Source organism: Thermodesulforhabdaceae bacterium (genome assembly GCA_037482015.1).
Classification (GTDB): Bacteria; Desulfobacterota; Syntrophobacteria; order Syntrophobacterales; family Thermodesulforhabdaceae; genus JAOACS01.
In genome coordinates, this window is sequence record JBBFKT010000010.1 from 59,703 (window position 1) to 74,374 (window position 14,672).

General features: G+C 43.0%; 13 protein-coding genes. All 13 read left to right on the forward strand.

Features of this window, described 5'->3' with window-relative positions; genetic code table 11:
• Window positions 1–95 precede the first annotated feature (95 nt).
• The 13 genes from WHS38_10390 to WHS38_10450 all read left to right on the forward strand — a co-directional run bounded on the left by WHS38_10390 (window position 96) and on the right by WHS38_10450 (window position 14,382).
• Window positions 96–455: a molybdenum cofactor biosynthesis protein MoaE gene (locus WHS38_10390; protein ID MEJ5301385.1), complete on the forward strand. Its 360-nt coding sequence runs from the start codon at window positions 96–98 to the stop codon at window positions 453–455.
• 205 nt (window positions 456–660) lie between these two features.
• Entirely contained in the window at window positions 661–1,242 is a 582-nt protein-coding gene (locus tag WHS38_10395; protein ID MEJ5301386.1) for a TetR/AcrR family transcriptional regulator, read from the forward strand.
• Between the two features lie 15 nt (window positions 1,243–1,257).
• A complete protein-coding gene (locus tag WHS38_10400; protein ID MEJ5301387.1) occupies window positions 1,258–2,055 on the forward strand; it encodes an enoyl-CoA hydratase-related protein in 798 nt (265 codons plus the stop codon).
• 54 nt (window positions 2,056–2,109) lie between these two features.
• Window positions 2,110–3,273 carry an acyl-CoA dehydrogenase family protein gene (locus WHS38_10405; GenBank protein MEJ5301388.1) on the forward strand — a complete coding sequence of 388 codons (1,164 nt, stop codon included), beginning with the start codon at window positions 2,110–2,112 and terminating at the stop codon, window positions 3,271–3,273.
• A 37-nt stretch (window positions 3,274–3,310) separates the two neighbouring features.
• Window positions 3,311–4,201, forward strand: a complete 891-nt coding sequence (locus WHS38_10410) for a 3-hydroxyacyl-CoA dehydrogenase family protein (protein ID MEJ5301389.1) — start codon at window positions 3,311–3,313, stop codon at window positions 4,199–4,201.
• A 23-nt stretch (window positions 4,202–4,224) separates the two neighbouring features.
• Window positions 4,225–5,472, forward strand: a complete 1,248-nt coding sequence (locus WHS38_10415) for a thiolase family protein (GenBank protein MEJ5301390.1) — start codon at window positions 4,225–4,227, stop codon at window positions 5,470–5,472.
• A gap of 17 nt (window positions 5,473–5,489) precedes the next feature.
• On the forward strand, window positions 5,490–6,683 hold the full coding sequence (locus tag WHS38_10420) for a thiolase family protein (GenBank protein ID MEJ5301391.1): 1,194 nt from the start codon (window positions 5,490–5,492) through the stop codon (window positions 6,681–6,683).
• Between the two features lie 20 nt (window positions 6,684–6,703).
• Window positions 6,704–7,864 carry an iron-containing alcohol dehydrogenase gene (locus WHS38_10425; GenBank protein MEJ5301392.1) on the forward strand — a complete coding sequence of 387 codons (1,161 nt, stop codon included), beginning with the start codon at window positions 6,704–6,706 and terminating at the stop codon, window positions 7,862–7,864.
• Between the two features lie 25 nt (window positions 7,865–7,889).
• Entirely contained in the window at window positions 7,890–9,566 is a 1,677-nt protein-coding gene (locus WHS38_10430) for a fatty acid--CoA ligase (protein MEJ5301393.1), read from the forward strand.
• A 56-nt stretch (window positions 9,567–9,622) separates the two neighbouring features.
• Window positions 9,623–10,630 (forward strand): TRAP transporter substrate-binding protein, encoded by a 1,008-nt coding sequence (locus tag WHS38_10435; GenBank protein ID MEJ5301394.1) that lies wholly within the window; start codon window positions 9,623–9,625, stop codon window positions 10,628–10,630.
• Between the two features lie 61 nt (window positions 10,631–10,691).
• On the forward strand, window positions 10,692–11,207 hold the full coding sequence (locus WHS38_10440) for a TRAP transporter small permease subunit (protein ID MEJ5301395.1): 516 nt from the start codon (window positions 10,692–10,694) through the stop codon (window positions 11,205–11,207).
• Window positions 11,204–12,511, forward strand: coding sequence for a TRAP transporter large permease subunit (locus WHS38_10445; protein MEJ5301396.1), 1,308 nt, complete (start codon window positions 11,204–11,206; stop codon window positions 12,509–12,511). Before WHS38_10440 ends, WHS38_10445 begins: the two co-directional genes overlap by 4 nt.
• 77 nt (window positions 12,512–12,588) lie before the next feature.
• Complete coding sequence (locus tag WHS38_10450) at window positions 12,589–14,382, forward strand: NAD-dependent malic enzyme (protein MEJ5301397.1); 1,794 nt, start codon at window positions 12,589–12,591, stop codon at window positions 14,380–14,382.
• Window positions 14,383–14,672: the final 290 nt, after the last annotated feature.

Genomic DNA, 14,672 nt, shown 5'->3' on the forward strand with positions numbered 1-14,672 from the left:
TGCTGAAAAATGTTCAAGTTCCACAAACTTTATATATTTCTTTAGAAAAATTGTAAAAGAAAAAACGCTAACATACTAGAGGAGACAGGTAAGAAATGAAGCTTTGTGACTTGCTAGAAAAGGTCAAAAAAGAAGTCGATTTTACAAAGGTAGGAATGTTTGCTTGTCATAATGGAGTGGTTCGAGGAACTACTAGAGATGGTAAAGTTGCTTCGAAGCTTTATATTTCATGTAATCGAGAAAGATGGGAATCAATTCTTTCTGAGATGAGAACCAGACCTGGAATTAGCGCAGTGGAAGCATATCTTCACGAAGGTGAGCGAAAAGTCGGTGACGATGTGCTTCTTATTGTAGTTGCTGGAGATATCAGAGAACATGTGCTTCCTGTTTTGGAGGAAACTCTTAACAGGCTGAAAAGTGAAGCGGTGATAAAAAAGGAAGAAGTTGTTACATGAAGCTTATTCTAGTATTCGCAAAAATCTTACATAATTGCTTCGAATTAAAAGGCTTCTGAGTTTTTCAGTGTTCTCTTAAGGGAGGGTAGACCTGTTAAACATTTATTGACTGGTTTTTGTTGAAATTTTTTCTTGACCAGTCATAAATGAAAGGTGTAATTATTCTTCGATACCTAACGTTCGGTAGTTAAAAGCGAGAAAGACCATGCCCGAAAATAGCTCAACAAAAAAAGAACTTTTTCGAGTTGCCGCAAAGCTCTTCAAAGAAAAGGGCTATCGAGCTACCTCCATGCAGGATATCGCTTCTCAGCTTGGCATACAAAAGCCCTCCATCTACTACTACATATCTTCTAAAGAGGATCTGTTAAAAGAAATTGCCCAAGTTACAATGAAAATGCTCATAGATGCCATTGAGCGAATAGTTTTTTCAGACATGTCTCCAAGGGAAAAAATAGAAAAAATTATCGAATCCCACGTGAAACTCATATGCGAAAACCTTGATCTTTTTACTGTAAGCCTCCGTGAGATTAACCCTATAAACGCAGAAAGTTTCTGGCCTGACGTGGTGGCATTGAGAGATCGTTATGAAAACTATGTGCGAAACATTATCCGAATAGGAAAAGAATCCGGAGTCCTTAAGAAGGACATAGATGAGAAGTTGGCTGGCTTCGCCCTTCTGGGAACCCTAAACTGGACTATTAGATGGTATTCTCCACAGGGGGACAAGAGACCAGAGGAAATTGCTGAAGCCTGGAAAAAAATTTTCATGGAAGGTTTTCTGGCATAATAGGAGGATGTTCAAATGCTGGAAGATTGCCAATTCATTAAGGTTTACAAGGAAGATCACTTGCTTACAGTTGTTATAAATCGCCCAGAATCCATGAACGCTCTGCATCCACCGGCATGTAAAGAACTAGACGATGTTTTCAACGAATTTTCTGATAATCCGGATCTGTGGGTGGCAATTATCACAGGGGGAGGCGAAAAGGCTTTCTGCGTTGGGAATGACCTAAAATGGCAGGCGGAGCATGGAGCGGATGCCTTAAGGCGAGACATTGATAGCCTTCGTGGAGGTTTTGGTGGGATAACAAGGCGCCTGGACTGCTTTAAGCCTATAATTGCAGCTGTAAATGGTTTTGCTCTCGGAGGAGGTTTTGAAATTGCTCTTGCCTGCGATGTCATCATAGCCGCAGATCATGCCAAATTTGGTCTTCCGGAACCGAAAGTTGGAGCAGTGGCAGCAGCGGGTGGAGCCGTAAGGTTGCCTCGTCAGATTCCCTATCATCTCGCCATGGGAATGCTCCTTACGGGGCGACATATAACTGCCCAGGAAGCCTTCAGGCTCGGGATTGTTAACGAAGTGGTTCCTTCAAAAGAGCTTATGAATTGCGCCAGAAAGTGGGCTGATGAAATGCTTGCTTGCTCACCTCTGGCTTTGAGGGCCACAAAGGAGATAACAATAAAGTCGGCGGACATGCCTTTATCTCACGCGTTATTTACAGTCTTTCCAGGACTTCAGGCTCTTAGGAATTCTGAAGATTATATGGAAGGGGCGAAAGCCTTTGCGGAGAAGAGAAAACCTCAGTGGAAGGGACGATAAAATTTTTTTATAATCTACCTACCTTCTGGTAGGTCTGAAAGGAGGGAAAAGGTTGTGGATTTCACAATTCCAGAAAATTACAGAATAATGGCAGAAACTGTTAGACGCTTCGTTGAGCGGGAACTTGAGCCCATCAGCAAACAGGTCGAAGAAGAAGACCGTATACCAGAAGAAATCGTCCAGAAAATGCGTGAACTAGGTTTGTTCGGGCTTTCAATTCCCGAAGAATACGGCGGTCTCGGACTTGGAACACTGGGAGAATGCATCGTTTACGAAGAACTTTCTAAAACCAACGCCTGCTTCCGCACCCGCATCGGCACAAACAACGGCATAGGCTCCCAGGGAATCCTTATCGACGGCACCGAAGAACAAAAAAGAAAATACCTGCCTAAAATAGCTTCCGGAGAATGGACTGCCTGTTTTGCTTTGACTGAGCCTGAAGCAGGCTCAGATGCCGCAAATATTAAGACTCGAGCAGAACTGAGAGGCGACCATTGGGTTCTTAACGGAAGAAAATGCTTTATTACAAACGGCGATATCGCAGATGTGGCTACAGTCTTTGCCGTAACGGATCCCGAAAAGCGGGCAAAAGGTGGAATTACGGCTTTTATCGTAGAAAAAACCTTTCCGGGGTTTTACGTGGGGACAATCGAGAAAAAAATGGGACTTAGAGGAAGCCACACCGCAGAACTCATCTTCGAAGACTGTATAGTCCCAAGAGAAAACGTCATCGGCGGAGATAAAATGATAGGACATGGATTCAAAACCGCCATGAAAGTGCTCGATAAAGGGCGTCTAACTATGGGAGCTTGTGCCGTCGGAGCAGCTCAGAAACTTCTTGAGCTCTCTATAAAGTATGCCAAACAGCGAGTTCAATTTGGACGTCCCATTGCTGAATTTCAAGCCATACAGTTTATGCTGGCTGAAATGGCAACCAGTATCTATGCTGCAAGACAGATGGTCTATCACGCAGCCTGGCTTAGAGACCAGCGAGGAACTGCCGTAGTCAAAGAAGCCTCCATGGTAAAGCTTTTCTGCACTGAGATGGTTAACCGAGTCGCCGATATGGCTCTACAGATCCACGGCGGTATGGGCTACATGAAGGATTATCCCATTGAGCGTTTCTATCGAGATGTTCGACTTATGCGCATTTATGAAGGAACAAGCGAAATTCAAAAACTCGTCGTAGCAAGAGAACTTCTCAGAGAATACGAATAAAAACGACTCAAAAAAGATAGGGCAAGGAGGAGTTATCATGTCCGTTGGTATTAAAAATGTGTTTGTAGTCGGGGCTGGTTTAATGGGAAGCGGAATTTCTCAAGTTTGCGCTCAAGCAGGCTATTCCGTCTGGATATGCGATGTGTCCCAAGATGCTTTGGATAAAGCTATGAAGAATATTCGCTGGTCTGTCGAAAAATTCGTTGAAAAGGGAAAGCTTAGCGAATCAGTAGATACCATCCTGAACCGTATAACCCCTGTTCAGGATTATTCTCCAGCATCTAGTGCCGATCTTGTTATAGAGGCAGTATTCGAAAAACTGGACCTTAAGCAGGACGTCTTCAGAAAAATAGACGAAATTGCTTTACCTCACTGTATTATCGCTACCAATACAAGTGCTATCCCGGTTACGGAGCTTGCCGCAGTTACGAAGCGTCGAGATAAGGTTCTCGGTCTTCATTTCTTCAGCCCTGTTCCCATGATGGATGCTGTGGAAGTGGTAAGAGCTATGACCACAAGTGATGAAACTTTTAAGACCGGCGAAGCCTTCGTAAGAAGACTCGGGAAAGAGCCAATTCTGGTTCGCAAAGATATTCCAGGATTTATCATAAACCGAATTAATTTCCCGTCCACCATGGAAGCCATGAGACTTGTGGAAGCGGGTGTTGCTACGGTGGAAGACATTGACAAAGGACTGAGACTAGCTGCCGGGCGTAAGATGGGCATCTTTGAGACCGGTGACATGGTTGGACTAGACGTTACCTATGGAGCTTTGATGGCAATATACGAAGAAACGAAAGATCCTCGATGGTATCCGCCGGAAATACTGAGACGAAAAGTGCGCCTTGGTCATCTTGGTCGTAAGACTGGTCGAGGCTGGTATGTCTATGATGACAATGGAAATCGCCTTGGTCCTGCCGACGTATGAAAGGCTCATAAAAAGGAGATCTCATGAAAGAAGTTGTCATTGTAAGTGGAGTTAGAACGCCTGTCGGGCGCTACGGGGGTATACTTAAGGATCTGGAAGCTTACGATCTTGCAGCCCTTGTTCTAAATGATGTGATAAGCCGTATTGGTCTTCGTCCCGACATGGTTGACGAAGTTATTATGGGGCAAGCCTATCAAAATGGCGAATATGTCAACATTGCTCGTATGGCTCTTCTTAAGGCGGGTTGGCCCGAAAGTGTCCCTGGTATCACGATTGATCGCCGATGCTGCACAGGACTTGATGTAGTTCGCTTTGGCATGGCTCTTATTCAATCAGATCAGGCTGAGATAGTAGTGGCAGGTGGGGTGGAGAGTATGAGCAATGCCGAATTCTACCTGCCGGGTAACATTAAATGGGGTATTGGAGGAAAAGGCAAAATGCCTCGCGGGCATGGGGATCTTTCTATCTGGGGAATACCTCTCTATGACCGCATCCAGAGAGCTAGAGTCATGTCCCAACCTGTTGAACGCTACGGAGTGCTTCCCACCATGATGAGTTGGGCAGAAACGGCTGCTCAAGAAGAAGGAATCAGTCGGGAAGAATGCGATAGATGGGCTCTCGAAAGCCACAAAAAAGCCGTAAAAGCCATGGAAGAGGGCAAATTTAAGGATGAACTCGTCCCTGTTACAATTTCCGGTCCCAAGGGTGAAAAGATCGTTATCGATCGAGATGAAACACCCAGAGGTGATACGACCTTTGAAAAACTTGCCTCCCTTAAACCGGTTTTGGGGGGAGTATGCACCGCTGGTAATTCCTCTTCAGAAAACGACGGAGCAGCAGCCGTTGTTCTCATGTCAAAAGAAAAGGCTCAATCTCTTGGACTTGAGCCTCTAGCATCCATTAGAAGTATTGCCGTTGCAGGATGTGACCCGCGATATACATACAACGCTGTGCCAGATGCCGTCCGCAAAGCTCTCAAGCTAGCAAACCTTACGATTGATCAGATAGACCTTATTGAAATTCAGGAAGCCTTTGCAGCTCAGGTGCTTGCTGACATCAAAAAGATGGGGCTTTCTGAAAAAGATTACGACCGTATCAACGTAAACGGTAGCGGAATATCACTTGGGCATCCGATTGCCTGCACTGGAACGAGAGTCCTTGTAACGCTTCTTCATGAAATGAAGCGCCGTAAAGTGCACTATGGACTGGAATGTATATGCGGAGGCGGGGGACTGGGAATAGCAGGAATTTTTGAGAGAAACCTCGAATAACATGGGGGATTCAGAGTATGCCTCGAATGTTAGAAGAAGTTGTCGTTGTAGATAGTGTGAGAACCCCCTTTGGTCGAGCGGGAGAAAAGGGGATTTTTTGGAAAACCAGAGCAGAAGATCTGGCGATAGCGCTCTTCAATGCCCTCCTGGAGAGAAATCCTGCTCTGGATCCATCGCTTATTGATGACAGCATCTGGGGAGTAACTCAACAAGTCAAGGAACAGGGTGGCACTTTAGGTCGCATGGTGCCTGTTCTGGCTCTTGGAGAAAAAGGATGGGGTATTCCTGGTTGTTCCATAGACAGAATGTGCGCCAGTAGCCTCACAGCCGTCGGATTTAGCGCTGCGATGATCGCTTCCGGGATGGCGGACTGTATCATCGCAGGGGGCGTGGAGCACATGGGACATCTTCCCATGGGGTTTATGCGAGATCTTCATCCCAGAGCAGTGGAAGCTCTGGGCGATGAAACAGCTCTTGTGATGGGTCAGACAGCAGAAAATATCCACGATCGGTTTCCTGAGTTCACTCGGGAGATGGCGGATCGTTATGCTTTTATGAGCCAGCAAAAGGCGGCACGAGCAATTCAAGCGGGTAAAATGCGAGATATGATTGTGCCCATGACAGTCGAACTTCCTGACGGAACGATTACGACGGTTGATCAGGATCAAACGCCTCGTCCCAATACCACTCTTGAAGGTCTTGCGGCTTTGAAGCCCGCCTTTAGAGAAAACGGGCGAGTTACCGCTGGAAATGCCTGTCCTCTCACGGATGGTGCTGCCGCGGTGTTAATTATGAGCGAAAAAAGAGCAAAAGAATTAGGACTTGAGCCAAAGATGCGTTTTGTCTGCTGTGCAACTGCTGGAGTTGATCCAAGGATTATGGGCACTGCTCCTGTTCCCGCAACCAGGAAGGCTCTCGAGCGAGCGGGACTTAAAATGGATGATGTCGATGTTATTGAAATCAATGAAGCTTTTGCCGTGCAGGTGCTTTACTGTTTGGATAGGTTGGGGCTTAGTGCTGACGATCCTCGAGTTAACATGTGGGGCGGGGCAATAGCTTACGGTCATCCTCTTGCAGCATCTGGTGCTCGTCTTATTGCCTTTCTACAACGTATCTTCAGAGAAAATCCCAGCTATCGCTACGGTATTACAACGCTCTGTGTCGGCCGTGGACAGGGTTACACCATCATCTGGGAAAATCTTATGAGATAATAAAAAGCAGGGGGATTGAAATGAGCGATATCACCCGATATGGGGAGTTTTTTGCTCAGCCGGTCAGCTTAATAGGTGTCGGAGCTGTAAAGCGGCTTCCTGCTCTGGTTAAAACATTGGGAAAGCACAAAGCACTCATTTGTACGGACAAAGGCGTAGTAGGTATTGCTTGTGATATCGCCAGAGAATTGAAAGACAAAGCAGGGATAGCTGTTGAAATTTTCGACGGTGTTATTCCCAATCCGTCTGGTGAATGTGTAGAAAAAGGTTATCAACAGTTTTTAGAAAACCAATGCGACATGCTCATTTCCGTTGGTGGGGGCAGTTCTCACGACACAGCAAAGGCGATTGGAGTAATGGTGTCTCACGGCGGATCTTTGTGGGACTATGTGGGTATTAATAAACTGCAGAGAGCCATTCCCCCTGTTGTTTCCATAAATACCACGGCTGGCACAGGCAGTGAGGTTACCAGATTTGCCGTTATTACTAACCTAGAAAAGAAGACCAAACTTACAATTATCGACTGGAGACTTGTTCCTATCATTGCAGTAAACGATCCAGAACTTATGATAGCCATGCCGCCGCCTCTTACTGCGGCAACAGGTATGGATGCTTTAACTCATGCTATCGAAGCTTATGTTTCTCGAAGCGCAACACCTATTACCGATACTCTCGCCTTAAAAGCTATTAATCTCATCTCCAAATATCTCAGAAAAGCCTTTGCTAATGGAAAAGATATAGAAGCCCGGTCTGCCATGGCTTATGGGCAATATCTTGCGGGACTTGCATTCAATAGTGCTGGAGTGGGATGTGTTCACGCTGTAGCTCACCAACTTGGAGGCCTTTACAATCTTCCCCATGGAATTTGCAATGCTGTCCTACTTCCATGGATTCAAGGATTCAACCTTATTGCCTGCATTGAACGACTTGCCGATATTGCGGTAGCAATGGGCGAAGGTCAACCTGGGCTTTCTGTGCGGGTTTTAGCTGAAAGAGCGATTGAAGCTATGAGGATCCTTGCTCGTGATTTGGGAATTCCAGAGCGGTTAAGAGAATTGGGAGTAAAAGAAGAGGATATTCCCAATATTGCCACTGGGGCTTTAAACGATCCTTCAAGTTTCACCAATCCAAGGAAAGCCGGAAAAGAGGAATTAATGGCTCTTTTAAGAAAGGCTTTGTAAAAAGCTTTATTAATAAGGAGTTATTATGGTTCCAAAAGCTATCGTAAAAACAGTATCAGCATATGACTATCCCCTTATAATAAGACATCTTCTCCATACCCCTAAACAAATAGCAAAAGACATGGAGATTGTTTATAGAGATATTAAAAGAATAAAATATGGCGAATTTTTCGAACGACTTGAACGTCTGGCTAATATGTTGAGAAGGTTAGGGGTTAAACCTGGAAGCGTAGTTGGTGTTATGGATTGGGATTCTCACAGATATCTTGAATGTTACTTCGCAGTTCCTATGATGGGGGCTGTCCTTCACACCATAAATGTAAGACTTTCTCCTGAACAAATCTTATATACAATTAACCATGCTGAGGATGAGATTCTTTTGGTAAATAGTGATTTTTTGCCAATAGTTGAGAAATTTAGAGATCAACTTAAGACTGTAAAAAATATCATTCTAATCCAAGACACTCCACAGTCGTATAGTAGCTCAATAAATGTTGTAGGTGAATACGAAGATCTTATTAAAGAATCTGAACCTGAATATAACTTTGAAGATTTTCCTGAAAATACCATGGCCACATTATTTTATACCACTGGAACAACAGGGAATCCTAAAGGCGTATATTTTAGTCACCGTCAAATCGTGCTTCACACACTTGCTAGGGCTGCTCAGACGGCTTTAAAGCCGGGAGGGAATTTCATAAATAGAGCAGACGTTTATATGCCTCTGACCCCTATGTTTCATGTCCATGCTTGGGGGTTTCCATATACTGCCACTATGCTTGGGATAAAGCAAGTTTATCCGGGACGATATGAACCGGAGACAATACTCAAGTTAATAACCTCAGAAAAAGTTACCGTAAGTCACTGTGTGCCAACCCTTCTTCATATGCTTCTTACTCACCCTAAATCGAAAGACTTTGATTTATCTGGATGGAGAGTTGGAGTGGGTGGAGCTCCATTTCCAGAAGCTATTTGTAAAGCTGCTCTCGAAAGAGGAATAGATGCATCAAGTGGTTATGGAATGTCGGAAACCTGTCCTGAAATAGCTCATGCTTTCCTTCAGCCTTTCATGGTTAACTGGAGCATAGACGAACAGGTAAAAATTCGGACCAAGACTGGCATTCCAATTATGCTTGTCGAAATGAAAATTGTAGATCCAAATGGAAAAGAACTTCCGCATGATGGTAAATCAACAGGAGAACTTATTGTTCGTGGTCCATGGTTCACTCAGGGATACTTTAAAGATCCCGAGAAAAGCGAAGAGTTGTGGCGTGGTGGCTGGCTGCACACCGGAGATGTTGGGTATATTGATCCACAGGGTTATCTGAAGATAACTGATCGTATTAAAGATATTATTAAAACAGGTGGAGAATGGGTTTCATCTATTGAACTCGAGAATATAATTTTGAAACATGAAGCCGTGAGTGAAGCGGCTGCCATAGGTGTAAGTCATGAAAAGTGGGGCGAGAGACCTATAGTGTTAGTAGTTTTAAAGCCAGATTATGTAAATAAAGTCACAGAAGAAGACTTGAAAAGATTTTTCGGCGAATTTGTAGAGAAAGGCTTAATAACTAAGTGGGCGATTCCGGATCGCATCATATTTGTTGGTGCTCTTCCTAAAACAAGTATTGGAAAGCTTGATAAAAAGTTAATGCGTCACCAGATTAAGGAACTTATGAATATGGAAATATGTAGGGAGTAAAAACCAATGTGTGTAGGGTTAATTTTCATTAGACACATAATTTCTGGAGGTGACCTATGAAAAAAACATTGTCAGCTCTCTTGGTGTGTTTTTGTATTCTTGGAATCGGGATTTGTGAACTTTTCGCTGGGACAGTAATAAAGTTACAATGTGCTTATCCAGAGAATGCTAATGTGGGTAAGTCAACTCAATTTTTCGCTGATGAGGTTAAAAAATTAACAAATGGTGAAGTGGAAATAAGAATTTTCTGGCCTGGACAATTGGTTAAAACTGAGGAAGCCTTCAATGCAATTCGTATGGGAATGATTGATGCTTATTCAGGATCACTTTTGTACTTTGTGGGGATGGTTCCGGAAGTTAACGTTCAGTGGCTTCCGTTTAACTGGATAGATGCTAAAGAAGCCCAAGAAGTTTTCGAAAAAACAGAGTATCTCAAAATAATGAATGAAGCCTTGAAAAAACATGGTCTTTTGTATCTTGCGCCTCTTTCTGTGGGAAGTATGGGGCTTATGACTAAGTTTCCTGTGAATACTATTGAGGATTTAAAGGGTAAGAAAATTCGCGCCGTGGGAATGGAAGCTGAAATCGTAAAAGCTCTTGGAGCCAGTGCAGTAAATATTGCTGGTGCAGAGCAATACATGGCTCTTCAACGTGGAGTTGCTGATGGTACGGACTATCCGTGGTATACAATGGAACAGTATAAGTTCTATGAAGTACTGAAGTATATAATAAAACCAGCTTTTCATACTCCTGGCATAGTTGAAATCATTATTAGCGAGAAAACTTTTGAGGGGCTTTCTGAGTCTCAAAAGAAAGCTATTAAGGAAGCAGCAACCGCAGCCATGAAGCGCAGTATAGAACTTACTGACCAGTGGGATAGAGATGCTTTGATCAATGCTGAGAAACATGGAGTAAAAGTGATAGAATTGTCAGAGAAAGAAGTTAGACGTTTGAGAGAATTAACCGCTCCTTTATGGGATGCCGAAGCAAAGAGATCAAAATACTCGGAAGAGCTTGTAAAGATTCTTAAGGAATACAATAAAATGAAAGGTAGAGAATTTTAGGAGGAACTTGTATAAAGGCGGAGCTACGAGCTCTGCCTTTATTATTAGAAAGGTTTTAACAATGGAAAAGTTGGAAAAGGTTATTAACATTGTAAATGCCTTTTTTAGTTACATTGGAGCGTTTTTTATAATGCTAATAGTTGTATTTATATTCATGTCAATAATAAACAGATATTTCCTGAACATACCGGTAAATTGGCCTAGTGAAGTTAGTCAGTATCTTCAGTGCGCAGTTGTTATGTTATCCGCGAGTTATTGTCTTCAGGCTGGTATTCACACAAGAGTAGACATATTTTATGGGAATTTTTCATATAAGAAGAGAATGTGGATTAATATTTTGTCCGGGTTTTTTGTCATTGGTTCCTCTATCCCTATAGTTTGGTATGGAACAATTATTGGGTGGAATTCTTTCATGATGGGAGAGAGATCATCATCGGCTGATCATCTACCTTTATGGCCATCCATTATCGTTGTGCCTTTAGGGGCTTTTTTCCTGGGGTTGCAGGGTCTTACCACACTTCTGAAAAGTCTGATAACATATATAAATAGTAAAAATCCGGAAGGTAAGCTACCATGATAAACAGCGAAGCTGTTGTTTCAATTGCAGTCATAGGGTTAATAGTAAGTATAGGTGTTGGTATCCCTATAGCTTTTTCTCTCTTATTTATAACATCTGCTGCTGTTTTGCATTTCTGGGGACCACAAGGACTTTTGCTGCTGTATAGCTCCGTTTATGGAGAAGGCACCAACTTTTTACTTCTTGCTATTCCACTTTTTATATTTATGGCAAATATGCTTAAAGCTAGTGGGATTGCTAACCACCTGTATGATATTATTCATAAATGGTTTGGCAATGTGCCTGGGGGGTTAGCAATCGGAACAGTCGTTATGTGTGCAATTTTTGCTGCTATAACCGGTATAAGTTCCGTAGCTACTGTGACCATGGGATTGATATCTCTTCCTGAAATGTTAAAGCGTGGTTATAATAAAACTATTGCTATTGGTTGCATCAATGCTGGAGGGGCCCTTGGGATTCTTATTCCCCCATCCATTATAATGGTTCTTTATGGGGCAGTTTCGGGTGCTTCTATTGGACATCTATTTATGGGTGGAGTAATACCAGGCTTTATACTCTGTGGATTCTATGTGCTTTATATAGGTATAAAGTGTTTCTTTCGTCCTGAACTTGGTCCTCCAGGAAAAGAAACGTATTCCATAAAAGAAAAAGTCTTGGCTCTTAAAGCTATTGCCCTTCCTATTTTATTGATTATTCTGGTTTTGGGAGCAATGTATTTCGGTATTGCTACTCCTACGGAAGCAGCAGGAATTGGAGCGCTTGGGGCCGTTGTTACATCCATAGTTTATAAGCAATTTTCATGGAAGGAATTATTTAAAGTAGCTAGAGATTCAGCCAATTTGACCTGCATGATATTTTGGCTAATCTTTGGAGCTCAAACTTTTACATCTTTTCTTGCCTATGCGGGTATTCAGGATATGCTACAACAATATTTCTTATCGCTTCAAGTCAATAAATGGATCATCATGATTTTTATCCAGTTTGTATTTTTCTTACTTGGGATGTTCCTGGATCCAGCAGGAATCATTTTGCTTACAACCCCCATCTTTGCCCCCATAGTAGAAAAGCTGGGATTTGATCTTGTCTGGTTTGGCATCCTTTTTACTATTAATATGGAGATGGCTTATTTGACCCCTCCTTTTGGATTCAACTTATTCATTATGAGAGGAATAGCACCTTCTGGAGTGACGATGAGAGATATTTATCGATCTATAACACCTTTTGTTATTCTGCAAGCCCTTTGTCTTGCTCTTGTAATGGTGTTTCCTGAAATAGCTCTATTCTTGCCTAAGACCATGAAGTGACACATTGTTTTTCAACAGAAAATATAGCAAACTAAAGCCGTTCTCAAGTGCTACCACTACTGGGGAGGGTTATTTATATGTACAGCATCAGCTATGAAGATCAGGACATAGTTATTAGGGTTCCCAAAAAACTAGTTAAACCCGAATCTCTTGCCCGTTTCCTCGGAGAGATCACGGTAGAAAGTCTAACGCAGGGTAGCCCTTTTCCAGAAACTGCTAATAAAATGAAAGCCCAAAGGCGCCTTGATAATCTTCCAAAAGGAATTCACCTTCTCAGAAACCCAGATCTGAATAAAGGCACGGCTTTTACAGAAGAAGAGAGAGAGGCTCTTGGTTTAAGAGGACTTCTTCCGCCAAGGGTTCACACCATTCAGGAACAAATGAAAAGAGTCCTGGAAAACATCAGACGTAAGCCAAATGATCTTGAAAAGTATATTTTCATGATAAGTCTTCAAGATCGAAATAAAACTCTTTTTTATAGAGTTCTTCTTGAAAACATCGAAGAGTTGATGCCCATAGTTTACACTCCAACCGTAGGGCAAGCCTGTCTTGAATATGGACATATTTTCAGAAGACCAAGGGGTATTTTCATAACGCCAAAAGATCGGGGACGCATCGTGAATCTTCTTAGAAATTGGCCTCATAAGTGTATCCGGATTATTGTGGTAACGGATGGCGAAAGAGTCTTGGGATTGGGAGATCTTGGGGCAGATGGAATGGGAATTCCGGTTGGTAAACTTGCTCTCTATACTGCCTGTGCTGGCATACACCACTCTCTTAGCTTTCCGGTAACAATAGATGTGGGAACAAATAATGAGACTTTGCTAAATGACCCTCTATATATCGGTATAAGGCAAAAGCGTCTTACGGGACCTGAGTATGACTCGTTGATCGAAGAGTTCATTATGGCTGTAAACCATGTTTTTCCTGGAGCCCTGATCCAGTTTGAAGACTTTGGTAATAGAAACGCCTTTAGACTTCTAAAGCGGTATCGCGATAAGGTGTGTTGTTTTAACGATGATATTCAAGGCACAGCCGCCGTAACTTTAGCCGGACTCTATTCTGCTCTAAGAATTACGGGGGGAAGGCTTAGGGATCAGAAGATACTTTTTCTTGGAGCTGGAGAAGCGGGAATTGGCACAGGAGAATTAATTGTTTCGGCGATGATGGCTGAAGGCCTTACTTTGGAGGAAGCCAAGGAACGCTGCTGGTATGTAGATTCCAAAGGATTGGTGGTAAAAAGTCGAGAAGATTTAACAGAGCATAAGAGAGAATTCGCTCATGATTATCCTTTTCTTCCTGATCTTCTATCGGCTATTGAAACTATAAAGCCAACGGCACTTATAGGTGTTTCCGGGAAAGCTCGCATGTTTTCCCCGGATGTTCTCTCAGCCATGGGACGAATAAACAGTCGCCCCATTATTTTTTCACTTTCTAACCCTACCTCCAACACCGAATGCACAGCAGAAGAAGCTTATCGATATACTGAAGGTAGAGCTATTTTTGCAAGTGGAAGTCCCTTCGATCCTGTGTCCTTTGGGGGAAAGGTTTTTTATCCTGCTCAGGGAAACAATGTTTATATATTTCCTGGGGTTGGTCTTGGAGTAATTGCATCCTGGTCAAGGTTAGTCACTGATGAAATGTTTTTCGTTGCGGCTCAGACTCTTGCCCAGATGGTTGAAAAGGAGGATCTGGAAAAGGGAAGGATCTACCCACCTATTACTAGGATTCGGGAGGTTTCCTTTAGAATAGCTGTTTCTGTTGCCGAAGTGGCGTACCGACGTGGACTTGCAAATCTCCCCAAACCAGAAAACCTAGAAGCCCACGTTAAATCGTTGATGTATTATCCCGAATACGAAAGCTATGTGTAGAGAAAGAGATCAAGGGTCGGATGCTGCATCTATTGCTCTGTGGAATTAGGTTTTATGGACTTTTTGATATTTTTGGGTTTTGTTGTAAAAAACGTCTTGACAACTTGGGAGGGAATCGTGTAAATCTCCCATCCGCCGCAAGGACACCACAGAAAAAAATGTGGTGCAAAAAGAAAAAAAAGAGTTGACAAACAGCGGCGTATAGTTTAAGAGATAAACTGGTTGCATATCGCTTCGTTCTTTGAAAACTAGATAGCTGTGCGGTGATGAAGAAGGGTTAGGCAAACTGG